The sequence below is a fragment of the Kitasatospora sp. NPDC086801 genome (genome assembly GCF_044745805.1).
Lineage (GTDB): Bacteria > Actinomycetota > Actinomycetes > Streptomycetales > Streptomycetaceae > Kitasatospora.
Map to the genome: position 1 here is coordinate 63,144 of NZ_JBIVAX010000039.1, position 21,926 is coordinate 85,069.

The 21,926-nt window shown below is 74.6% G+C and carries 18 protein-coding genes; 13 read left to right on the plus strand and 5 right to left on the minus strand.

Annotation, left to right across the window (positions count from 1 at the left end):
• Positions 1 to 11: 11 nt before the first annotated feature.
• Entirely contained in the window at positions 12 to 1,958 is a 1,947-nt protein-coding gene (locus ACIPLC_RS30330; protein ID WP_400476221.1) for an FUSC family protein, read from the minus strand.
• A 507-nt stretch (positions 1,959 to 2,465) separates the two neighbouring features.
• Between ACIPLC_RS30330 and ACIPLC_RS30335 the strand changes: the two genes are divergently transcribed.
• The 5 genes from ACIPLC_RS30335 to ACIPLC_RS30355 all read left to right on the plus strand — a co-directional run bounded on the left by ACIPLC_RS30335 (position 2,466) and on the right by ACIPLC_RS30355 (position 8,066).
• Positions 2,466 to 3,605 carry a phytanoyl-CoA dioxygenase family protein gene (locus ACIPLC_RS30335; protein ID WP_400476222.1) on the plus strand — a complete coding sequence of 380 codons (1,140 nt, stop codon included), beginning with the start codon at positions 2,466 to 2,468 and terminating at the stop codon, positions 3,603 to 3,605.
• Complete coding sequence (locus ACIPLC_RS30340) at positions 3,587 to 4,912, plus strand: DUF6271 family protein (protein WP_400476223.1); 1,326 nt, start codon at positions 3,587 to 3,589, stop codon at positions 4,910 to 4,912. The genes ACIPLC_RS30335 and ACIPLC_RS30340 overlap by 19 nt, the downstream gene beginning before the upstream one ends.
• Before the next feature lie 114 nt (positions 4,913 to 5,026).
• Complete coding sequence (locus tag ACIPLC_RS30345; RefSeq protein WP_400476240.1) at positions 5,027 to 6,205, plus strand: type III PLP-dependent enzyme; 1,179 nt, start codon at positions 5,027 to 5,029, stop codon at positions 6,203 to 6,205.
• Positions 6,202 to 6,828, plus strand: a complete 627-nt coding sequence (locus ACIPLC_RS30350) for a GNAT family N-acetyltransferase (RefSeq protein ID WP_400476224.1) — start codon at positions 6,202 to 6,204, stop codon at positions 6,826 to 6,828. The genes ACIPLC_RS30345 and ACIPLC_RS30350 overlap by 4 nt, the downstream gene beginning before the upstream one ends.
• A 5-nt stretch (positions 6,829 to 6,833) precedes the next feature.
• Positions 6,834 to 8,066 carry an MFS transporter gene (locus tag ACIPLC_RS30355; protein WP_400476225.1) on the plus strand — a complete coding sequence of 411 codons (1,233 nt, stop codon included), beginning with the start codon at positions 6,834 to 6,836 and terminating at the stop codon, positions 8,064 to 8,066.
• Positions 8,067 to 8,169: 103 nt separating this feature from the next.
• Here ACIPLC_RS30355 and ACIPLC_RS30360 read toward each other — a convergent pair whose 3' ends face one another.
• Complete coding sequence (locus ACIPLC_RS30360; RefSeq protein WP_400476226.1) at positions 8,170 to 8,556, minus strand: MerR family transcriptional regulator; 387 nt, start codon at positions 8,554 to 8,556, stop codon at positions 8,170 to 8,172.
• An 18-nt stretch (positions 8,557 to 8,574) separates the two neighbouring features.
• On the minus strand, positions 8,575 to 9,597 hold the full coding sequence (locus ACIPLC_RS30365; protein ID WP_400476227.1) for an MDR family NADP-dependent oxidoreductase: 1,023 nt from the start codon (positions 9,595 to 9,597) through the stop codon (positions 8,575 to 8,577).
• Positions 9,598 to 9,798: 201 nt separating this feature from the next.
• Here ACIPLC_RS30365 and ACIPLC_RS30370 point away from each other — a divergent pair, with 201 nt between their 5' ends.
• Complete coding sequence (locus ACIPLC_RS30370; RefSeq protein ID WP_400476228.1) at positions 9,799 to 10,548, plus strand: PIG-L deacetylase family protein; 750 nt, start codon at positions 9,799 to 9,801, stop codon at positions 10,546 to 10,548.
• Between the two features lie 162 nt (positions 10,549 to 10,710).
• On the opposite strand, the gene ACIPLC_RS30375 is transcribed toward ACIPLC_RS30370, so the two are convergent.
• Both ACIPLC_RS30375 and ACIPLC_RS30380 read right to left on the minus strand, forming a co-directional pair.
• The gene (locus ACIPLC_RS30375; protein ID WP_400476229.1) at positions 10,711 to 10,905 is read right to left on the minus strand and encodes a DUF1918 domain-containing protein; all 195 of its coding nucleotides are present in this window, start codon (positions 10,903 to 10,905) and stop codon (positions 10,711 to 10,713) included.
• A 172-nt stretch (positions 10,906 to 11,077) separates the two neighbouring features.
• Complete coding sequence (locus ACIPLC_RS30380) at positions 11,078 to 11,755, minus strand: TetR/AcrR family transcriptional regulator (RefSeq protein WP_400476230.1); 678 nt, start codon at positions 11,753 to 11,755, stop codon at positions 11,078 to 11,080.
• A 363-nt stretch (positions 11,756 to 12,118) separates the two neighbouring features.
• Here ACIPLC_RS30380 and ACIPLC_RS30385 point away from each other — a divergent pair, with 363 nt between their 5' ends.
• The 7 genes from ACIPLC_RS30385 (at position 12,119) to ACIPLC_RS30415 (ending at position 21,761) form a co-directional block, all read left to right on the plus strand.
• Positions 12,119 to 12,916 carry a phytanoyl-CoA dioxygenase family protein gene (locus ACIPLC_RS30385; protein ID WP_400476231.1) on the plus strand — a complete coding sequence of 266 codons (798 nt, stop codon included), beginning with the start codon at positions 12,119 to 12,121 and terminating at the stop codon, positions 12,914 to 12,916.
• Positions 12,917 to 12,926: 10 nt separating this feature from the next.
• On the plus strand, positions 12,927 to 13,517 hold the full coding sequence (locus ACIPLC_RS30390) for a DUF6309 family protein (protein WP_400476232.1): 591 nt from the start codon (positions 12,927 to 12,929) through the stop codon (positions 13,515 to 13,517).
• Positions 13,514 to 17,926, plus strand: a complete 4,413-nt coding sequence (locus ACIPLC_RS30395) for an amino acid adenylation domain-containing protein (RefSeq protein ID WP_400476233.1) — start codon at positions 13,514 to 13,516, stop codon at positions 17,924 to 17,926. Before ACIPLC_RS30390 ends, ACIPLC_RS30395 begins: the two co-directional genes overlap by 4 nt.
• 146 nt (positions 17,927 to 18,072) lie before the next feature.
• Positions 18,073 to 19,347, plus strand: a complete 1,275-nt coding sequence (locus ACIPLC_RS30400; RefSeq protein WP_400476234.1) for an aspartate aminotransferase family protein — start codon at positions 18,073 to 18,075, stop codon at positions 19,345 to 19,347.
• Positions 19,348 to 19,365: 18 nt separating this feature from the next.
• The gene (locus tag ACIPLC_RS30405) at positions 19,366 to 20,226 is read left to right on the plus strand and encodes a TauD/TfdA family dioxygenase (RefSeq protein ID WP_400476235.1); all 861 of its coding nucleotides are present in this window, start codon (positions 19,366 to 19,368) and stop codon (positions 20,224 to 20,226) included.
• Positions 20,223 to 20,993, plus strand: a complete 771-nt coding sequence (locus ACIPLC_RS30410) for an SDR family oxidoreductase (RefSeq protein ID WP_400476236.1) — start codon at positions 20,223 to 20,225, stop codon at positions 20,991 to 20,993. The genes ACIPLC_RS30405 and ACIPLC_RS30410 overlap by 4 nt, the downstream gene beginning before the upstream one ends.
• Positions 20,994 to 20,996: 3 nt before the next feature.
• The gene (locus tag ACIPLC_RS30415; protein ID WP_400476237.1) at positions 20,997 to 21,761 is read left to right on the plus strand and encodes a class I SAM-dependent methyltransferase; all 765 of its coding nucleotides are present in this window, start codon (positions 20,997 to 20,999) and stop codon (positions 21,759 to 21,761) included.
• Positions 21,762 to 21,926 lie beyond the last annotated feature (165 nt).

Below are 21,926 nucleotides of genomic sequence, written 5' to 3' on the forward strand. Positions count from 1 at the left end.
GGACCCGCCCCTCAGGTGATCAGCACCGCGCGCGCCGCCTGCACCTCGCGGTGCAGCCGGCCCAGCGCGCACTCGGGCGGGAGGGTGTCCGGCCCGGCCTCGGGCAGCGGCTCGCCGCTGCGCAGCGCGCCGGCCAGGTCGGCCAGCTCCCGGGCGACGGCGCCGACCTCGGCCGGGGACGGCGCCGGCGCGCCGTGCTCGACCCGGACCCGGGTGGCGGTCGTGGTGTCCACGATCCGCTCGACCGCGATCACCAGCGGCCACCAGGCCTCGGCCCGGGCCCCGACCGGCGGCGGTTCGGTGAGCGCCCGCTGGAACTCGCTGCGCACGGCGGACAGGTCCCGGTAGAGCCGCCGCCGGTACCGGGCGCGGGCCGGCTGGTCGGCTCCGGGCCCGGTGGTGAAGGCGAGCGAGACGTACGAGGCGGTGTCCGCGACGGCGTCGGCCAGCCGTTCCCCGATCCGGGTGTGCCAGGACTCCGGCCACAGCAGGTAGCCGACCAGCAGCGCGATGCCGCAGCCGATCAGCGAGTCGTACAGCCGGGGCAGCACCAGGTGGAAGCCCCGGTGGTTGAGCAGGTCGGAGAGCAGCAGGATCACCGGGGTGATCGCCGCGGTCTGGAACGCGTACCCCTTCGCCGACAGCGCCGGGATCAGCGCGGCCAGCGCCGCCATCACCGGCACGTCCCACCAGCCGTGCGGCACCTCGGCCAGCACCGGGGCGGCGATCAGCAGCCCGGCGGCGGTGCCGAGCGCGCGCAGCACCGCCCGGGAGAACACCGAGCCGAAGTCGGGCTTCATCACGAAGGTGACGGTCAGCGACACCCAGTACGAGCGGGGCACCGCGATCACCGACACCAGGATCTGGGCGAGGCCGATGCACAGCGCCAGCCGCAGCCCGTACCGCCGGGACGCGCCGGACAGCAGCAGCGCGTGGGCGGCCCGGTTGGCGCGCACCCGTAGTGCGGCGGGCCGGCCGAGCCGGTCGGCGACGGCGTACGGGTCGGGTGCGGGCTCGTGCGCGACCGTCCAGGCGTGGCCGATCGCGGCGACCAGGGCGCGGGTGGACGGTCCGCACGGCTCGGGCAGTCCGGGCGGCGGGGCCGGCCCGGTGCGGCCCTGTTCGACGGCCGCGGCCAGCTCGCGCACCGCCGCCGGGTAGGCGGGCGGCAACGGACCGTACTCGCTCGGGCGCAGCTGCGCCGCCGAGGCGGCCTCCACCGCCGGGACGACGGCGTTGAGCTGGGCGAGCAGCCGGACCAGGGTGGGGGAGCGACCGTGCCGGCGGGCCCGGCGGGCGAGCAGCAGGTCGTAGGACTGGTCCAGCGACCGGGTGAGCGCCTGGCGGGCGTCGTCGTACCCGGGGGTGCCGGTGGCCTCCAGGAAGACGGCGACCGACCGGTAGGTGCCGGCCACGGCGGAGCGCTCCGGCGTGCCGCCGCGCAGCGGCCAGGCGAGCAGGGTGAGGCCGAGCACCAGCAGGCCGCCGAGCAGCAGCAGTCCGGGCGGCAGCCACCAGGGGGAGGGCAGCGGCAGGCCGGCGCCGACCACCGCGTTGAGCAGCAGGAGCAGTCCGGACACCGAGGCGACCGCGCCGATCGAGGAGATCATGCCGGAGACCAGGGCGACGGCGGTCAGCACGGCGACGGCCGTCCAGCCCGCACCGTACACCAGGGTGCCGAGCAGGACCCCGAGGGCGCCGAACAGCTGTGGCACGGCGATGTTGAACACCCGCATCCGGTAGGCGTCCGCGGTGTCCCCGATGACCCCGGACAGGGCGCCCATCGACACCAGCGCGCCGTACCCGGGCCGGCCGGTGGCGGTGCCGACCGCGAGCGGCGCGGCCAGCGCCACCGAGGCCCGGGCGGCCGCGGCCCAGGGGATCGGCGCGTCCTTGGGGCGCAGGCTCGCGGTCAGCCAGCCGGGTGCGGCGAGCCGGGTGGCGGGGCGGTGTGCCATAGGCCCAACGTACGGCCCGGCCCGGATCGCGGCCTGATCGCGGCCGGATCGCGGCCTGATCGCGGCCGGATCGGCGGGTGGAGCGCAACGCGCGGGAACTCGCCCCGGTTCACTTCGCGGTTATGTCAATTCCCGAAACATACCCCGGCTTATGTCACTCTCCGAAACATAAAGCGAACCCCGGGGGGTCATCTGAACTGCGCGGATTTCCCTATTGGTAACCGGCCGTCGAGGGTTGACACCATTAGTTGGTCTAGTCCAACGTATGAGGGGCGCGGTTCGGCCGGGGCTGAGGCAGGGCGAGAGGCCTTGCCGGACCTGCGAGTTGGCCCCCTGACGTGGCGGAACCCGCGCGGTCGGGATCCGGGCGAGGTGGAGCGTATGCGGACAGCATGCGGTCCGCGGACTGAATTCCACGCACGGCCGGTGACGGGTCGTCGGCTCGCTGTGCCCGCACTGTGCGTCCAGGAAGCGCCGCGTCGACTACGAACCACGGAGTGACTGCCCATGCCGAGCCCTGACGGATATCTGCACCGAGCCGCCTCGGCGCGCCCCTACTTCAGTGAGGACGGGGAGAGCTACCTCGCGCGGACGGCGCTGCGCGAGGTCCGCAAGGAGCGCCCGCTGCGGGTGCTCTCCGAGGAGGACTTCGCGTTCTGGCAGACCTACGGCTACGTCGTGGTCAAGGAGGCCATCCCGGCCGAGGCCGCGCGGCGCCTGCTCGACTTCGCCTGGGACTTCCAGGGACTCTCGCCCGACCGCCCCGAGGACTGGTACCGCGAGCGCGACTACCGCGACGAACTCGACCGGGAACTGCACATCTACGGCTTCGTCGAGGCCTACCACCACCAGCTGATCTGGGACAGCCGGCAGGCCCGGCGGGTCTACGACGCCTTCGTCGACGTCTGGGACTGCGAGGAGCTCTGGGTCACCCTCGACCGGCTCAACCTCAACCCGCCGAACGTCCGCAACCGCGACCGCGCGCTCATCGAACCCACCGACAAGGGCTTCGACATCGAACTGCACTGGGACGTCGACACCACCCAGGGCATGCTGCCCCAGCGCGTCCAGGGCATCATCGCGCTCGACGACACCCGGCCCGACCACGGCGGCTTCCAGTGCGACCCGGAGCTGTTCCGCCGCTTCAACGAGTGGCAGGCCGCCCAGCCCGCCGACCGCGACCCGATCCGCCCGGCCGTCGACCGCTCCGAGTTCCCTGTGGTGCGGCCCGAGTTGAAGGCCGGCGACCTGCTGATCTGGAACGGCCTGCTCGCCCACGGCGTCGCCCGCAACACCTCCGAGAACGGCGTCCGCGCCGTCCAGTACCTGTCGATGATGCCCGCGCTGGAGGAGGCCGAGCAGATGCGCCGCTCCCGGGTGGAGTCCTGGCGCACCCTCGCCACCCCCGACTGGAACCGGACCCTGGTCGGCGACGCGACCCGCCACGAGTCGCTGCGCTACGGGCCCGCCGAGCTCACCGAACTCGGCGAGCGGCTGCTCGGCCTGCGCTCCTGGAGCGGCCGGGAGTTCACGGACCACCAGGCCACCCCGCAGCAGTCCACCCCGCAGCGGGCCGCCTCGCGGCAGCCCGCCTCGGAGCAGCCCACCGAGCCCGTGGGGGAGCCGGCATGCGCGCCGTCTGCCTGACCCTGCCCACCAACCGCGAGTGCGCGGCCACCATCGCCGCGATCGGCGCCGAAGCCGCCTACGCCGCACGGCGGTTCGGCGTCCGGGTGCACCTGCTGATCCTGGACTCCGCCGACCCCGCCACCTACCGGCGGCACGCCGAGGCCGTCGCCGCGCTGCGCCCCGCCACGTCCGGTGCCGGGGAGGTGGTCGTCCACCACCTCGACGAGGCCGCCCAACGCGCCTTCCTGCACGACGTGATCGAGCGCTCCGGCGTCGCCGACCCCGACCGGCTGCTCGACCTGATGCTCCCCGACGCCGTCTCCTACGGCGCCTGCACCAACCGGGCGTTCCTGCTCGCCGGCGCGCTCGGCTGCGCCTCCGTGCACCGCCGCGACTCCGACGGCGCGTACCAACTGCTCGACGGCGAAACGGTGTTCCCGATCGAGCACGAGCTCGCCACGCTCGGCCTCAAGGCGGCCGACGTGGTCGCCGCCGTCACCGAGACCACCCTCGACCCGGTGCACGCCGACAAGCCCGTCGCCCTGGTCGGCGGCTCCTTCATCGGTGAACTCTCCGTCGACATCGGCGAGATCCGCGAACTCGACCCGGACGCCTACCACCAGGTCGTCGCACTCTGGGCGCCCACCGGCGCCGGCGAGCAGGAGAAGCGCGAACTCGTCGCCGACTCCTTCACCGGCGCCGGGACCGAGCCGTTCCGCCAGGACCGCGCCGTGCTCGACCTGCCCGACATCTGGCGGATCGACATGTGCAACGTCGCGCTCGACCACGAGGTCTACGACCGCGTCCCGCTGCCGCCCGCCACCGCCACCATCGGCAGCGACTACTTCCTGCTGCACCTCGTCCGCGACGCCACCCTGCCCGGCGTCGTCCACAACCGGCACATCGTCAACTACTACACCCCGGAACGGCGCACCGGCGCGGGCTTCACCGCCTACCAGCTGCGCTACGCCAAGTTCCTGCTCTCCATGCTCTACCTGTACCCGGTCTACTTCGAGATGGAGGCGGCCGGCGGGGCCCTCCTCGACGAGGCGCACCACGTCCGCGCCGACGTCATCGCCGACTCCGCCCGCCGCAGCGCCGCGACGGACCGCGCGGAGAACCACCGGCGGCTCGACGCGCTGGACCACCACTACCGACGACTCGGCGGGAAGTACGCCGAGTTCGCCGACCACCTGGCGCCCCAGCGGGCGCGTCTGCTCGACGAAGCGCAGGCGGACATCGAGGACTTCGCGCTGCTGATCGACGCGTGGGGCCCGCTCATGCGGGCGAGCAAGGCCACCTCCGCCGACCGGCTGCCGCGGTAGCCGCACCGGGAGCCATTCGTGATACGTCAGACCACCACCCACCGCGCCCCGGCGCACCACACCACCGCCCACACCGGCGCCGCGCCCGACCCGGCCGCCCACGACCGGACGGCGATCCGCGCCGCCCTCGCCGCCGCCACCGACGACCGGATCATCTACGACCTCGACGGCATCGAGCGCCAGTACACCGACCTGATCGGCGAACTGCCCGGCGTCGCCGTCCGGTTCGCCATGAAGGCCTGCCCGGTGGACGAGGTGCTCGCCCGCCTCGCCGCCCTCGGCTCCGGCTTCGACGCGGCCAGCCCCCAGGAGATCGCCCAGGCCCTGCGCACCGGGGTGAGCCCCGACCGCATCCACTACGGCAACACCATCAAGTCCGACCGCAACATCGCCGAGGCCTACCGGCTGGGCGTGCGGGACTTCGCCACCGACAGCCTGGAGGACGTCGCCGCCATCGCCGAACACGCCCCCGGCGCCCGGGTGTTCTGCCGGGTCGCCACCACCGGCGACGGCGCCCTGTGGGGCCTGAGCCGCAAGTTCGGCTGCTCGCCGGAGGACGCCCTGCGCGTCCTGGACGCCGCCCGCTCGGCCGGCCTCACCCCGGACGGACTCTCCGTGCACGTCGGCTCCCAGCAGATGACCCCCGAAGCCTGGGGCGCCGCCGTGGACTCGCTCGCCGCCGTCCTGGAGGCGCTCAACTGGCGCGGCATCACCCCGCAGCGGATCAACCTCGGCGGCGGCCTGCCAGCCCTCGGCGTCCTGGACCGGCGCGGCCGCCCGCTCGACCCGCCGCTGGACAAGATGTTCGCGGTCATCCGCGACGGCATGGACCGGCTGCGCACCGTCAACGCCGCGCCGCTGGAGTTCCTGCTGGAGCCCGGCCGGCACCTGGTCGCCGACCACGGCGCCATCCGCGCCCACGTCGCCCGGCTCTCCTCCCGGCACCAGCTCGACGGCACCCGCGAGGACTGGCTGTTCCTGAGCTGCGGCAAGTTCAACGGCCTGTACGAGATGGACGAGCTCCAGTACCGGCTCGAATTCCCCACCCACCCCGGCGGCCAGTTCGTCAACGCCGTCGTCGCCGGCCCCACCTGCGACAGCGACGACGCGTACGCCCAGGAGGACGGCCTGGTCCGCGTCCCGTGCGCGATCGCCTCCGGCGAACCGGTCTGGATCCACTCCTGCGGCGCCTACGCCACCGCCTACACCACCCGGGGGTTCAACGGCTTCGAGCCGCTGCCCTACACCTGCATCGGCGGCGCCGGCGACGCGGACGGAGGCAGCCACAGATGACCGACATCCGCATCCGGCTGCTCCAGGAGGAGGACTGGGACGGCGTCGTCGCGCTGGAGGAGCGCGCCTACGCCGCCAGCGGCCTGTCCGAAGGCCGCGAGGCGCTGCGCTCCCGCCACCGCGCCTCGCCCGACACCTGCTTCGTCCTGGAGCACGCCGGTGGCCTCGGCGGCTACCTGCTGGCCCTGCCCTACCCGCTGTTCCGGTGCCCCGACCTCGGCCGGGCCGAGGCCGGCGGCGTCCGCGCCACCAACATGCACCTCCACGACCTGGTCGTCGCCGAGCACCTGCGCGGCCGCGGGCTGGCCCACCGGATGCTGCGCGGCCTGGAGCAGACCGCCCGGGACCGCGGCTGCCGCACCATGTCCCTGGTCGCCGTCGGCGGCTCCCAGGTGGTGTGGGCCCCGCTGGGCTACCGCGCCCGCCCCGAGATCGGACTGCCCGAGAGCTACGGCTCCGAAGCGCTCTACATGGCGATGCCGCTGAGCCCGGCCCCGGTCGTCGTCCCGGCCCCTACCGCCGCTGCGGCCCCGGTCGTCGTCCCCGCCCCGGCCGTCGTCCAGTCGTTGCCCCCCTCCACCGACCCGTCCCTCGGGTTCCCACCCAGAGCCGAAGTGGGCTGATGCACATGTCCCCCGTTCGCGACGACTTCCACCGGTCCCAACTGGCCATCGCCGCACTGTTCTTCCTGCTCGGATTCCAGTACGCGACCTGGGTCTCCCGGATCCCCGCGCTGAAGACCCGGCTCGACCTCGGCGAGGCCCAGATCGGACTGCTGCTGATGACCTGCGGGGTCGGCGCGGCGGTGTCCTTCCCGCTGGTCGCGGTGCTGATGCGGCGGTTCGGCTCCCGCCTGCTGTCCGTGCTCTCCGCGCTCGCCCTCGGCGTCGTCCTGGTCGCCCTGTCCGTGGTGCCGAACTACCCGCTCACCCTGCTGGTGCTGTTCTGCGACGGCGTCGCGGTCGGCTGCCTGAACGTCGCGATGAACGCCCAGGGCGCGGCGCTGGAAGCCCGCTACGCGCGGACCACCATGTCCCGCCTGCACGCCACCTTCAGCGCCGGCTCGCTGCTCGCCGCACTGCTCGCCTCCGGCGTCACCGCCTTCACCGGCACGCTCGCCGTGCACTTCGGGCTCGCCGCCGCACTGCTCGCGGTGCTGGTCGTGGTCGCCCGGCCCGGACTGCTCACGGACGACGCGCCGGCCGCCGCGGAGGACGGGCAGGCCTCGGAGCAGGCGTCGGCCGCGAAGAAGGACCGCCGCCGCTTCGTCCTCCCGGCCGCGGCGACCCTCTGGATGGGCCTGGCGATGGTGTTCGGCACCGTCACCGAGGGCGCCATGAACGACTGGTCCGCGCTCTACCTCAAGGACGTCGTGAACGCCGGCGCCGGGCTGGCCCCGATGGGCATCGCCGTCGTCTCGGTGATGATGGTGCTCGCCCGGATCTTCGCGGACGGCTGGCGCACCCGCTTCGGCGACGGCCGGATCGTGCGCACCGGCAGCCTGCTGGCCGGCGCCGGGCTGGCCCTCGCCCTGCTGGTCGGCGGCGTCGTGCCGACCCTGATCGGCTTCGCCTGCGTCGGCCTCGGCGTCGCGGCGGTCACCCCGTGCGTCTACGTCGCCGCGGCCCGCCAGGGCTCGGACGCGCTCTCCCTGGTCGCCGCGATGGGCACCACCGGGCTGCTCGCCGGGCCCGCCGTGATCGGCTTCATCGCCGGCGCCACCAGCCTGGTGTGGGGCATGGCCGCCGTCGCCGCCTCCGCCGCGGTCGTCTCGCTCTGCGCCACCCGGATCGGCTGGCCCGCCCCGGAACCCCGCACCACCGAGCCCCTCGACGGCCGGCTCGCCCCGGACGCGAGCTAGCTCGCCTCCCCCCACAGACCTCGCCCGGAACGCCGCGCCTCCCCCGTCGCGACGTTCCGGGCGAGCCGCGATCCGGGCGAGCCGTTCCGGGCGGTGGACCGCGTCAGCCCGGCGCGTCCGCGCCCCCGGTGGCGACGTGCCGGGCGAGGCGCCCGCGCAGCGCGGTCAGCCGGGCGATCTCGGCGTCCAGGGCGGCGAGCCGGGCGGTGACCACCGGGGCGAAGGTCTCCGGGCCGGGGGAGTCCGAGCAGCGGCGCGGCGGCTCCTCGGTGAGCAGGTCCAGGCGGTGCGGGCGGCTGGCCAGGTCGTCGACGGTCAGTCCGACGGCCAGCAGTCGGCGGATCGCCCGCACCCGGGCGACCTCGGTCGGCCCGTACTCGCGCTGGCCCGAGGCGGACCGGGCCGGCGGTGGCAGCAGCCCCCGCTGCTCGTAGAAGCGCAGTGCCCTGGGCGTGGTGCCCGCCGCTGCCGCCGCGTCCCCGATCCGCATGGCCGTTCCTCCCCGGTGCTATGCGAGGTCGACGATCGTCGCCCCGAAGGTGTCCCCGTCGAACAACCTCCGCAACGCCTGCGGCGCCTGGTCGATGCCCGGCACCCGCGTCGACGGGAAGACGATCTCCCCGGTGCGCAGCCAGCCGCCGAACCGCTCCCGCCACTCGGCTTCGAGATCCGGGTGGTCCGCCCCGGTGAAGCCGCGCAGGGTCAGGCCCAGCATGATCATCCGGAAGCCGTCCACCAGGGCCGGCGAACTGCCGCCCCGCCGCTCCGGCGCCAACTGCCCGGACAGCGCGCCCACCAGGGCGAACCGGGCCCCCGGCCGGGCCGCGGCGACGGCGGCCGTCAGCTGCTCCCCGCCGACCAGGTCCAGCAGCACGTCGACGCCCTCCGGCGCGGCCTCGGCCAGCTGCGCGGCGAACGGCCGCTCGCCGCGCACCAGCACCGCGTCGTAGCCGAGTTCGGCGGTCAGCCGCTTCGCCTTGGCGGGCGAGCCGGTGGTGCCGATCACCCGGGAGGCGCCCAGCAGCCGGGCGACCTGCCCGGCCACCGTGCCGACCGCGCCCGCCGCGCCGGTCACCAGCACCACGTCCCCCGGGCGCACCCCGGCGCTGCGGGTCAGCCCGCCGTAGCCGGCCGAGCCGGGGGAGAGCAGCGCCACTGGATCCGGGAAGCCCGGGTCGACGGGCGTGAGCCCCGCGGCGTCCGCGACCACGAGGTCCCGCCACCCTTGCAGGTGGGTGACCAGGTCGCCCGGCCGAAGGGGCCCGCCCTCCGGCGCGGCCAGCACCTCCCCGAGGGCCGGCCCGAACAGCGCGTCTCCGGGCGCGATCGTCGGCAGCGGAGCCCCCGTGAGCTCGCCCCCGATCAGCGTGCGCAGGCCCGGGAAGACCAGGAAGGCCCGGTTGCGCACCACTGCCTCGCCCGCCCCCGGCGCCGGCAACGGCTCCTCCACCACCGCGAAGTCCCCGGGCCCGGGCAACCCGCCGGGCTCGGCGACCAACCGGACGACCCGGGCCGTCGTGGGCAGCGTCATCGCAGCACTCCTCCAGAACCGTCGCGGCGGCCGATCCGCCGCGAGTGCCCGGACGCTAACCCCTGACCCGTGCGTCAGGGGCAACCCCGCGGGCCTGGGCCGGTGTCTGACGGCGCGTCGATGTGGGGGGTCTTCTAGAGTCGCCTGCGGAACGACCGTATGACCGTATGAGCGCGAGTCGCGCCGAGAGGGACGAGCACCATGAGTGAGCAGGCCGTCGAGCCCTACCAGCCCGTCGACGAGGACTGGCAGACCGCGCTGGCCGTCGTCGCGCACCCGGATGACATGGAGTACGGCGGCGCCGCAGCCGTCGCGCGGTGGACGTCGCAGGGGAAGAAGGTCGTCTACGTGATGGTCACCAGCGGCGAGGCCGGGATCGACTCGATGAACCCCGAGGAGTGCGGGCCGCTGCGGGAGGCGGAGCAGATCGCCTCGGCCCGGGTGGTCGGCGTCGACGTGGTCGAGTTCCTCGGGCACCCGGACGGGGTGGTGGAGTACGGGCTGCCGCTGCGCCGGGACATCGCCCGGGCGGTGCGCCGGCACCGGCCGGACATCGTGATCACCGCCAACTTCCGGGAGACGTACGGCGGGACCGTCCCCAACCAGGCCGACCACATCGCGGTCGGGCGGGCCGCCCTGGACGCGGCGCGGGACGCCGGCAACCGGTGGGTCTTCCGGGAGCTGCTGGCCGAGGGCCACGAGCCGTGGAACGGGGTGCGGCAGGTGTGGGCGGCGGGCTCGCCGGAGTCGGGGCACGCGGTGGACACCACCGGGCACTTCGACCGGGGCGTGGCCTCGCTGGAGGAGCACAAGGCGTACCTGGCCGGGCTGGGCGGGCTGGGCGGGGCGATGGCGGACGCGCGCGAGTTCCTGGAGGGTTCCGGGCGGGCTGCGGGCAGCCGGCTCGGGGTGCGGTTCGCGGTGCCGTTCGAGGTGATCCCGCTGCGCTGAGCTGCGGGCCGATCGGGCAGCCGAGGTTGTTGCCGAGCGTGGCGGCGCCGGCGAGCGCTCCGGGCGGCGAGGTGGCGGGGTGGCGGGGTGGCGGGGTGGCGGGGGCGGACACCGCTCCTCACCACCTCGCCCCGGCGGGAGGTGGGGAGGTGGCGGCGTCGGTCAGCGCTCCGCCGCGCGGTGTTCGATGGCGCAGTCGGGGCCGGGGTAGACCAGGCCCTCGTGGCCGTCCTCGAAGCGGACCATGTACGGCGGTTCGCCGTCGGTGCCGCGCACCTCGACGATCTCGCCCTTCTGGTCCGACATGCCCACCGACCTGCTGTGGATGTGGAGCTGGTCACCTACCGCTGCGTGCATGGTCTGCTCCTCGGGTCGTGGTGGCCGCCTCCGCGGCCGTTCCGCTTTCCACTGCTCTCCACTGTGCTGCGGCGGCGGCGGGCTCGCAACGGCGCGGACGGACGGGACCCGAGGGGCGGCCGGTACCGGCCCCGGTGGACGGCCGGTACCCGAGCGGCCGACGGGACCGGCCTCAGCGGGAGGGCGGCTGCTCCGCGAGGTAGCCGCGGACCAGCCGCTTGCACTCGGCGATCAGCGCCGGATCGCCCTGCGGGTCGCCGCGGAAGGCCAGCTTGAGCACCGCGTCGGCGGCCTCCAGGGCGACCCGCAGGGCGAGGGTGAGCGCCGCCGGGTCGCCGGTGGCGAACACCTCGCCGCCGAGCGCCTGCAGGCGCAGTGCGACGGCGGTGTTGTTGTCCACGCCCGGGTCGAGCAGGTGCCGGTCGTCCCGCAGCCCGGCGGGGGCGGCCGCGTCGGCGAGGCCGAAGTCGAGCTGGCCGAAGCCGGGCACCGAGCGCTTCATCGCGACGAACTCCTCCACCGCGAGGTCGGTGAACCCGGCCGGGTCGAGGGGCGCGGCGGTCGCCAGCCGGTGGTCGAGCCGCTGGAGGTACCGGTCGAGGTTGCGGCCGGCGAGGGCGGCCAGCAGGTCCTCCTTGCCGGCGAAGAACTGGTACAGGGTGCCGATCGGCACCTGGGCGCGCTGGGCGACCTCCTTGGTGGTGAGCGCGGTGGCGCCGACCTCGTCGAGCAGCCCGGCGCAGGCGTCGAGGATCCGGCCGTACCGCTCCTGGCTGCGCTGCTGGACCGGACGGCGCCTGGTCACGGGGCCCCGCCCGGCGCTCTCGTGACTCCTGGTGTCGCCGCTCATGACGTCACTGTGCCGCATCCGCTGTTCCAGCGGCGAATCACCGGGGCGGAAGATGCCCGGAGTTTCGGGTGGGGAACCAGTCGATTGGTGGCTGGAGCTGAACGTTACGGTGGCGGGAAGGTGTCCAGGAGTCGGTCTTGGTCTTGTGGTGGACACGAACAACGGTTCATACTCCTCAGCGGACTACCTTGCGTGATCAACTCGTGCCCTTTCGTGGTGAACGTGTGTCAGCTGTGGCGACGACGGACGAACCCGGCGCCACCCGAGGTCTGGATGATCCCGTGCGTTTGATAGAACCCGTTCAGGTCCGATCCGCCGTGCCCGACTGTGCGTTCCGTCGCCCGGAAGGAGGGGGCCGGTACGGTGACGCAGACTTCCGGAGGGCGTGAAGCCCTAGACACCGAGCAACACCGCCAGTTCCTGGAGTCCGGATACCTGGTCCTGCCCGGCCTGGTGCCGGAAGCGCTCGGGGCCAGACTCGCCCCCGAGGTGGACCGCTGGGTGGACGAGGGCCTGCGGGCCCGCTCGATCGCCGCCTGCACGGACCCCGCCCGGCACGGCCCGCCCCCGGTGCTGGAACTCGAACTGCCGGCCCACGGCGAACTCCTCACCCACCCACCGCTGTTACGGACGCTGTCCGGTCTGATGGGGCCGTCCTTCGTCTTCCACCACCTGCACAGCGACCGCCAGGCACCGGGGATCCCCGGCAAGGCCTGGCACCACGACTGCGAGCCCAACGACCGTGCCGACCCGTCGCTGCTGATGGTCCACGCGCTGCACTACCTCGGCGGCCTGGACGAGAAGGTCGGCAGCCTGGCCGTCCTGCCCGGCTCGCACCGGCGTACCGTCGGAAAGACGGCGTACGCCCATCACGGCACCGCCGAACTGCCCGGCGAGGTGGTCATCGACCGCCTCCCGCCCGGTTCCACCGTGCTGCTCAACTCGGCGCTGTTCCACACCCGCAGACCGGCGCCGGACGGCCCGGGCCGACCCCGCTACTTCATCGACGCGTCCTACTGCCAGGTGGGGGCGCGCTGGCGCCCGGTGAAGCCGCACTGGCGGCAGATGCTCGCCCGGGCCCGCGAACTGGGCCTGGCGGAGGGCCGGTGGCCGGAGCTGTTCGCGGAACAGCACTTCACCGAGTACGTCGGAACAGCCTGAGGAGCATCGCGTGGAGATCGTCACCGCCGCCGCCCGCACCGAGGTCCACGACGCCTACCTGCGGGACCACCCGGTGGATCGCACCCACGAGGCGAACAGCAACCGGGACGGCGAGGAGAACCTCGAACGCGCCGGCCGGATCCCCGGCGGCTGGTGGCGCGTCCGGCTCTCGCGCCCGGACGTCCTCGGCGTCGTCCTGCCCTGGCACCTGAGCGAGGGCGGCGCGCGCGAACTCGTGCCCCGCACCGGCCTGACGGTGGCCGAGGCGGCCGAGCGCATCCGCTCCGACGAGGCCGCGTGGTCGGCCGCGAACCCGGTCTGCGCGGCCAAGCTCCGGCTGCTGCGGTGGGCCCCGTTCACCCCCGTCTACCTGAGCACCGGCGCGGTCGACCACTCCGACTACACGGACCTGCTGGTCCGGGAGGGACTGATCCACATCGACGGCCTGCACCGCATGCTGGCCTGGGAGCTGGCCGGGCGCCTGCCCGACCGGCCCCGCCTGGACGGGTTCCTCGCGGGCGACCCCCGGCTCGTGGACCCGCACGCGACCGGGGCGGCCCGCGCCGGACGGGCGGCCCGGACGGGAGGCGAGCGGGAGTGACCTTCGCGACGCAGCACGTCCGGTCCACCCCGTCCACTCCGGCCACCCCGTCCACTTCAGCCACCTCAGCCACTTCAGCGACGTCATCGTCGTCCACGCCGTCCGCCCGATCGCTGTCCGGGCTCCTGCGGCGGCTCGCCCGGGCCCACCCGGACCGGACCGCCCTGACCGACGGCGACCGCACCCTCGACTACCGTGCCCTCGACACCGCGGCGGGCCGGATCGCGGCCCGGCTGGCCGCCTCCGGCACCGGCCCGGGCGATCGGGTCGCCCTGCTCGGGCCCCGGGACGCCCGCATGCTGGTGCTGCTGCACGGCGTGCTGCGCTCGGGCGCGGCGGCGGTGATGGCCGACCCGGACTGGTCGGCGGCCGACCTCGCCCGGCGGCTGGCGGCCGTCCGGATCGGCCGGGTGCTCAGCACCGAGGCGGCCTTCCCCGGGCCGGAGGGCCACCCGGCCGAGGTGGTGGACGTCGACCGGCTGGCCGGGCCCGACGGCCTTCCCGACGAACCGGGCGGCGTGCTCGGTACGGCCGGTGACCTCGTGCTCGGTGCGGACGGGGACCCGGTGCTCGGCGGGACCGACGACCTCGCGCTCGGTACGGCCGGTGACCTCGTGCTCGGTGCGGACGAGGACCCCGCGTACCTGTCCTTCACCTCCGGGTCGAGTGGCGAGCCCAAGGCGGTGGCCGTCACCCACGCCAACGCGGTGCACTACGCGCGGGCGCTGGCCGACCGGCTGGGCTTCACCCAGGCCGACGCCCCGTGCATCGCGCACGTCACCACGCTGGCCGCCGACCTCGGCCACACCGCCTGGCTGCTCGCCCTCGCGGTCGGCGGCTCGGTGCACGTGGTGCCGGACGGCGAGGTGCGCGATCCGGAGGCGTTCTGGGCGTCGCTGCGGCGCGCCGGGGTGTCCGTGCTGAAGACCACCCCCTCGCACCTGACCGCCCTGCTGGAGGGCCGGCCCGGCGACGCCCCGCCCCTGCACACCGTGCTGCTCGGCGGTGAGGCGCTGCCGCGCCCGCTCGCGGCCGCCCTGCTCGACACCGGGGTCACCGCCCGGCTGGTCAACCACTACGGTCCGACCGAGACGACCGTCGGCGCCACCTGCTTCCTCGCCACCACGGCCCGCCACCTGCCGGCCGAGGAGCCGACCGTGCCGATCGGCACCGGGATCGGCGAGGTGCTGCTCACCCTGCTGGACGGCGACGGGCGGCCGGTGCCCGACGGCGCGGTGGGGGAACTGCTGATCGGCGGCCGGGGCGTCAGCGCCGGCTACTTCGGCCGGCCCGCCGAGACGGCGCGCAGCTTCGTCCGCCGCGACGGTGAACTCCTGTACCGCACCGGTGACTTGTGTCGACGCCGGGCGGACGGGAGCCTGGTCTTCCTGGGCCGGGTGGACCGCCAGGTCAAGATCCGGGGCTACCGGGTCGACCTCGCCGAGATCGAGCGGGCGATGGACGGCTTCCCGGGCGTCGCCCGGTCCGCGGTACTGGTCAGGGAGACCGCCGTGGGGAACCAACTCCTGGCCGCCGTACGGTTATCGACCGGCGGTGCCGGGCTGGCCGGGATCGGCTCCTACCTGCGCGACCGGCTGCCCGGCTACTCCGTGCCGCAGCCGATCCTGACACTGCCGGAGTTCCCGGTCGGGCCGAACGGCAAGCTCGACCGGGAGCGGCTGGCCGAGCTGGTCGCCGAACTGGTCGAGGCCCGGGCGGAGTCGGGGCCGTCCTCGGACGGGGACGCGCTGGCCCGGTCGATCGCCGGGTTCTGGGCGGCCGCGCTGGGCCTGCCCGCGATCGGGCCGCACACCGATGTGCTGGGCCTCGGCGGGGACTCCATCCTCGCCATGCGCACCGTCGCCTTCCTGCGCCGGTCGGGCCTGCGGGTCCACTACGACGACTTCTACCGGCACCCGACCGCGCACGGCCTGGCCGCCGCCGCGACGGTCGCCGCGTCCGTTCCGGCTCAGGTCGGTGCCCAGGGCGGTGCTCAGGTCGGTGCTTCGGGCTCCGCTTCGGGCGAGCGGAATGGCGCTGACCGGGGGAGCCGACTCGCCCCGGCCCAGCGGTGGTTGTACCGCCAGCGGTCCGTCGACGACCTGCGGCACTGGAACCAGTCCGTCCTGCTGCGCTGTCGGAGGGCCGTCGACCCGGCCGCGCTCTCGACCGCCCTCGCGGCCGTCCTGGAACGCCACCCGGCGCTGCGGCGGCCCCTCTCACCGGAGGGCTACGACGCACCCCGGCCGGTGGCCGACCTCGACCCGCTGTCCTTCTCCCGGATCCCGCGCGCGACGGGCCCGATCGCCGAGACCGTCGCCGGGGTCTGCACCGAACTCCACCGCAGCCTCGACCCGTTGGCCGGCCGGCTGCTGCGCGCCCACCTGTTCACCGGCCCGCCCGGTACGGACGACCGGCTCGCCCTGATCGCGCACCACCTAGTGGTCGACGGGCTGTCCTGGCGCATCCTGCTGGACGACCTCGCCCACGCCTACCGGGCGGCGCTCGACCAGAAGCCGGCCGACCTGCCGCCGACCCCGGACTTCTACCAGTGGGCCGCCGCCGCGCCGCCGCCCTCGGAGCCCGTACCGCCGTCCTCGGCGTCCGCGCCGGAGTCCGTGGTCCGCGCGCAGCCCGCGACGGTCGGCTGGACGCTCGACGAGGACGGCACCGCCCGGCTGGTCGGCCGCCACGGTGGCGGGACCGGCCTGGAGGCCTTCCTGCTGGCCGCCTTCGCCGACGCCGTGACCGGCTGGAGCGGCCACCCGCGACTGCCCGTCGAGGTGGAGACCCACGGCCGGGACACCGCTGGCGACCCGGGCGAATTCCTGGACACCGTCGGCTGGTTCACCGCCGTCAAGCGGCTGGTGGTCGAGGCGGCAGGCGGACCCGGGGCGGCCGCGCAACGCCTGCGCGAGGCCCCCGTCCAGGCGATGGACGCACCCGGCACCCGCCCCGCCGCCGGGTTCAACTTCCTCGGCACCTTCCGGCTGCCCGACGAGCCCGCACTGGACTGGACCGTCGCGGACGAGCAGGCCGGAGTGGCCCGCTGCGCCGGCGGGGACCCGCTGTACGACCTGCGGCTCACCGCCCGCATCGTGGAGAACCGGCTGGTCGCCGACCTGGTGTACGGGTGGCCCGGCCTGCCGCACCCCGCCGCCGAGCGGATCGTCGCCGCCTTCGCCGCGACGGTGGCCGTCGAGGCTGGTGCTGGTGCTGGCGCTGGTGTCGGCGGCGCCGCGCCGCCGGTCCGGGTGCCACTGTCGACCTCCGGCCAACTGCTCCATCCCGGCACCCGGGCACCCGCCGCGCCGGCGGCCCGTACCACGGTGCGCGAACCCGCCCGGGTGCTGCTCACCGGTGCCACCGGCTACCTGGGGCGGCACCTGCTCGACGCCTTCGTCCAGCGGGGCGCCCAGGTCACCTGCCTGGTCCGGGCCGAGCACGACGCCAGCGCCGTCCGGCGGTTGGGCATCGGCGCCGACGACGGCCGGGTCCGGGTCGTCGCCGGGGACATCGACCGGGAGGGGCTGGGCCTGTCCCGGGCCGGACTGGCGTGGGCCCAGGGCGCGCAGCTCGTCGTGCACGCCGCCGCGGACGTCCGGCTGGTGGCCTCGCCCGACGACCTGGAGCGGACCAACCACACCGCGGTGCGGCGGCTGCTCGGCTGGATCGACGAGCACGCCCCGGCGGCCCGCGTCCACCACGTCTCCACGCTCGCCGTCGCGGGCGGCGTGGACGGCCCGCCCCGCCGCTTCAGCGAGGCCGACCTGCGGATCGGCCAGCACTTCCGCACCCCGTACGAGCGGACCAAGTTCGCCGCCGAGCAGACCGTCCGCGCCTGGGCGGCCACCGGGCGGGCCGCCTACCTGTACCGCAGCGGCCACATCGCGGCGCACAGCCACACCGGCGCCTTCCAGGCCAACATCGGCGACAACCGGATCTACCAGCTGATCCGCGGCTACCTGCTGGCCGGCGCCGCCCCGCGCCGACCGCGCACCACCTACGCGTTCTCCTACGTCGACACCGTGGCCGCCGGGATCGCCGCGATCGCGCTGGACCCGTACGCCGCGCCCGGCGCCTACCACGTCGAGAGCCCGCACGAGACACCGCACGACGAACTCGTCCGCTGGCTCGCTGGCCACGGCCACCCCGTCCGGCTCACCGACGACGAGGCCTTCGCGGCGGCGATCGCCCGGGCCGAACGCGACCACCCGAAGGCGGCGGGGCTGGCCGCCGCGTGGTCCCTGCAGGAGGAGCGCAACGTCGTCGTGGACCGCGCGTACACCACCTCCGTGCTGGACCGGCTGGGCGTCCGGTTCGCCGCCCCCACCCCGCAGTGGTGGTCGGCCGCGCTCACCCGGGCCGCCGAGGCCGGCTACCTGCCGCCCGTCGCACCGCCGCACTGACCCGCCCGTCGCACTGACCCGCCCGTCGCACTGACCCGCCCGTCGCACTGACCCGTCCGTCTCGCTGACCCGTCCGCCGCGTCGCCGCCCCGTGGGCCGCGCCGCGCCACCGCCCCGTTCACCCAGACCCATGGAAGGCGGACCCCGTGTCCCAGCTCTCCCCGGTGCTCAAGCAGGCCACCTCCGTCGTCGCCGCCCGCGGCGAAGGGCTCCACCTCTTCGACGCCGACGGCCGCCGCTACCTCGACTTCACCTCCGGCGTGGGGGTGACCAGCACCGGCCACTGCCACCCGCGCGTGGTGGAGGCGGTGCGCGAGCAGGCCGGTCGGCTGATCCACGGCCAGTACACCACCGTGCTGCACGACCCCCTGCTCACCCTCACCGAGCGGCTCGGCGAGGTGCTGCCGCCCGGCCTGGACTCGCTGTTCTACGCCACCGCCGGCACCGAGGCGGTGGAGGCGGCGCTGCGGCTCGCCCGGCACGCCACCGGCCGGCAGAACGTGATCGTCTTCGAGGGCTCCTTCCACGGCCGCACCATGGGCGCGGCCGCGCTCACCACGGCCGGCAGCCGCTTCCGCGCGGGCATCGGCCCGGTGATGCCCGGTGTCGCGGTGGCGCCGTTCCCCGACGCCTTCCGGCTCGGTCTGAGCCTCGGGCTGAGCGAGGCGCAGGCCGTGGAGCACGCCCTGCGCGGACTCGACCAGGTGCTCGCGACCGTCAGCGCCCCCTCCGAGACCGCCGCGATGTTCGTCGAACCGGTGCTCGGCGAGGGCGGCTACGTGCCCGCGCCCGCCGGGTTCCTCGCCGGGCTGCGCGAGCGCGCCGACCGGCACGGCATCCTGCTGGTCGTCGACGAGATCCAGACCGGCTTCGGCCGGACCGGCCGGTTCTGGGCCCACCTGCACCACGACGGCGTGGTGCCCGACGTCCTGATCACCGCCAAGGGCCTGGCCAGCGGCTTCCCGCTGTCCGCGATCGCCGCGCCGACCGACCTGATGCGGCGGGCCTGGCCCGGCTCGCAGGGCGGCACCTACGGCGGCAACCCGGTGGCCTGCGCCGCCGCGCTGGCCACGCTGGACGTCATCCGGGACGAGCGGCTGGTCGACAACGCCGCCGAGCAGGGATCGCGGCTGCTGGACGGCCTGCGGGCGGTCGCCGCCGGAGCGCCGGGCGTCGCCGACGTCCGGGGCCCCGGGCTGATGATCGGCAACGAGTTCTGCCACCCGGACGGCTCCCCGGACCCGGACACCGCCAAGCGCGCCCAGCAGGCGGCGGCCGACCTCGGCCTGCTGCTGCTGATCTGCGGCGTCCACCTCAACGTGGTCAGGATGATCCCGGCGCTGACCGTCACGGCCGGGCAGGTCGACGAGGCGCTGGCGCTCTGGTCCAAGGCGGTGGCGGCGGCCGCCGCCGAGCGGTAGAGAGGAGTGGTTCCGCACATGTACGACAACACGGTGTCCGAAATCGGTTGGAGCAGCGAGGAGTTGGAGGAACGGAGGGAGCTGTGGTCGCTCCCGCTCGACGAGGGGGAACGGCAACTGCTCTGGGCGGACGCACGGGCCGAGCGGTGGGGCGCGGCCGAGCCGGTCCGGGCGAAGCTGCGCGCGTTCGTCCAGGGCGGCGCCCGCTCCGTCGGCCTCGCCCACGTCGCCGGGCTGATGGACCCGACCGCCCCGGAGGAGGACGTCACGGCCGCCCTCTCCTTCCTGCTGCGGGACTTCGGCCGGATCGTCCCGCAGAACGGGCGCGGCGACCTCACCCAGGTGCTGCGCGACCAGGACGGCGACGGCAACACCGAACTCGGCTTCCACTGCGACACCTGCGACCTGCTCGTCCTGCTCTGCATCCAACCCGCGCACCACGGGGGAGGGTTGACCAAGCTGGCGAGTGCGCGGCACGTCTACGACCTGATCGGGCGGGAGCGGCCGGACGCCCTCGCCACCCTCACCGAGGACTGGACCTTCGACCGGACCGGACGGGCCGGGCCCCAGATCGTGGTCTCCCCGATCCTCTACACCCAGAAGGACGGGACCATCGCCTGCTACTACCAGACCCGCACCGTCCGCTCGTCCCCCGACCGCGGCGGCCCGCCACTGACGGACCGTCAGTGGGACGCGCTCGGCGTGCTCGACGAGGTGCTCTACCGGCCCGAGATCGCCTTCGGCCTCCCGATGGCCGCCGGCGACCTGCTGATCATCCGCAACAGCCGTGTCCTGCACGGGCGTTCGCCCTACGTGGACGAGCCCGGGCCGAACTCCCGGCGGATGCTGCGGATCTGGATGAACACGGAGGACCTGTGACCGGGAGCGCGCAGACGCCGCACGGGCGGACCGCCGTCGTCACCGGCGGCGGCAGCGGGCTGGGCCAGGCCGTGTCACTGGCCCTGCTGGGCGCCGGCTGGTCCGTCGCACTGGCCGGGCGGCGCAAGGACGCCCTTCAGGAGACCATCGCCCTCGCGGACGTCGACCCCGCCCGGGTGCTGGCCGTCCCGACCGACATCCGCCACCCGGAGGAGGTCGCCGCGCTGTTCGACGCCGTCCGCGACCGCTTCGGCCGGGTCGACCTGCTGTTCAACAACGCCGGCGCCGCCGCCCCGCGCCGACCCATCACCGAGACCCCGTTCGAGGACTGGAACCGCGTCCTGGACACCATCGTCACCGGCGGCTTCCTCTGCGCCCGCGAGGCCTTCCGGGTGATGAGCACCCAGTCCCCGCAAGGCGGGCGGATCATCAACAACGGCGCGCCGTCCGCCCACGTCCCGCGGCCCAACTCCATCGCCTACACGGCCGCCAAGCACGCCGTCCTCGGCCTCACCAAGGTGCTCTCCCTGGACGGCCGCGCGTACGGCATCGCGGTCGGCCAGATCGACGTCGGCAACGTCACCCCGGTCGACGGCGGCCCGCAGCCCGCCGCCATGCAGGCGGACGGCACGATGGCGGTCGAGGCGACCATCCCGGTGGAACGCTTCACCGAGGCCGTCCTGCTGATGGCCTCGATGCCGCCGGACACCAACGTCCAGTCCCTGACCGTCCTGCCCACCACCATGCCGTACATCGGGAGGGGCTGAACCGTGCTGGTCAGCGCACGCTGCTTCGACGAGTACCGCGCGATGTTCGCGCTCACCGACGGCGACCTCGCCCCCGGCCGGCGCATCCTGGACTGCCCGGGCGGCGCGGCCAGCTTCACGGCCGAGGCCGGCCGGCGCGGCATCGACGCGGTGGCCGTCGACCGCGAGTACGCCCACCACCGGGAGGACCTCGGCGTCCTCGTCGAACGGGAGACCCGGCACAAGCGCGACCAACTGGTCCGAGAGGCATCGGACTTCGTCTGGACGTGGTACGGCGACCCCGACCGCCTCACCCGGCAGTGGATCGCCAACGCCCGTGACTTCCAGGCCGACATCGCCGCTCGCCCGGACCGTTACGTCGCCGGCTCACTGCCCGAACTCCCCTTCGCCGACGACTCCTTCGACCTGGTCCTCAGCTCGCACCTGCTCTTCTCGTACGGCAACCGGCTGGACGAGGACTTCCACCTGGCGGCCCTCCTGGAACTCGCCCGGATCGCCCGCCGCGAAGTCCGGCTCTTCCCGGTCATGGTGTACGACACCGGTGTCCGCTACGGGGCGCTGGACGGGCTGCGCCGGCACCTGGACACCCTCGGGATCCCGAGCCACGCGCAGCGGGTGGACTACGAATTCCAGCCCGGGGACAACGAGATGCTCGTCCTGTCGTGCGCCGACTACCGGCCGCTGGCGCGGACCGGGGCGCCGGAAGTCGGCGCGTCGGCGGCGGGCACCGCCGACCCGGTGCGGTGGCGGCACCGGGAGAACCCCTGACCCTGACCCTGGGTGCAGGTCCTGGTCCTGGTCCTAGGCCGTGTCCTGCCGATCACTTGAGTCGTTGATGCGACTATGGGGAGTAGGGGTGATCTGACTGACGGCCAGTGGGAGCGGCTTCGGCCGCTCCTGCCGGTGAGCAACGGGCGTTGTGGCAGGTGGCGG

Coding starts and splice junctions, on each gene's coding strand:
- ACIPLC_RS30335 (WP_400476222.1), top strand. CDS start 2,466: ATGCCGAGCCCTGACGGATATCTGCACCGAGCCGCCTCGGCGCGCCCC.
- ACIPLC_RS30380 (WP_400476230.1), bottom strand. CDS start 11,755: ATGAGCGGCGACACCAGGAGTCACGAGAGCGCCGGGCGGGGCCCCGTG.
- ACIPLC_RS30375 (WP_400476229.1), bottom strand. CDS start 10,905: ATGCACGCAGCGGTAGGTGACCAGCTCCACATCCACAGCAGGTCGGTG.
- ACIPLC_RS30355 (WP_400476225.1), top strand. CDS start 6,834: ATGTCCCCCGTTCGCGACGACTTCCACCGGTCCCAACTGGCCATCGCC.
- ACIPLC_RS30365 (WP_400476227.1), bottom strand. CDS start 9,597: ATGACGCTGCCCACGACGGCCCGGGTCGTCCGGTTGGTCGCCGAGCCC.
- ACIPLC_RS30350 (WP_400476224.1), top strand. CDS start 6,202: ATGACCGACATCCGCATCCGGCTGCTCCAGGAGGAGGACTGGGACGGC.
- ACIPLC_RS30370 (WP_400476228.1), top strand. CDS start 9,799: ATGAGTGAGCAGGCCGTCGAGCCCTACCAGCCCGTCGACGAGGACTGG.
- ACIPLC_RS30360 (WP_400476226.1), bottom strand. CDS start 8,556: ATGCGGATCGGGGACGCGGCGGCAGCGGCGGGCACCACGCCCAGGGCA.
- ACIPLC_RS30340 (WP_400476223.1), top strand. CDS start 3,587: ATGCGCGCCGTCTGCCTGACCCTGCCCACCAACCGCGAGTGCGCGGCC.
- ACIPLC_RS30405 (WP_400476235.1), top strand. CDS start 19,366: ATGTACGACAACACGGTGTCCGAAATCGGTTGGAGCAGCGAGGAGTTG.
- ACIPLC_RS30330 (WP_400476221.1), bottom strand. CDS start 1,958: ATGGCACACCGCCCCGCCACCCGGCTCGCCGCACCCGGCTGGCTGACC.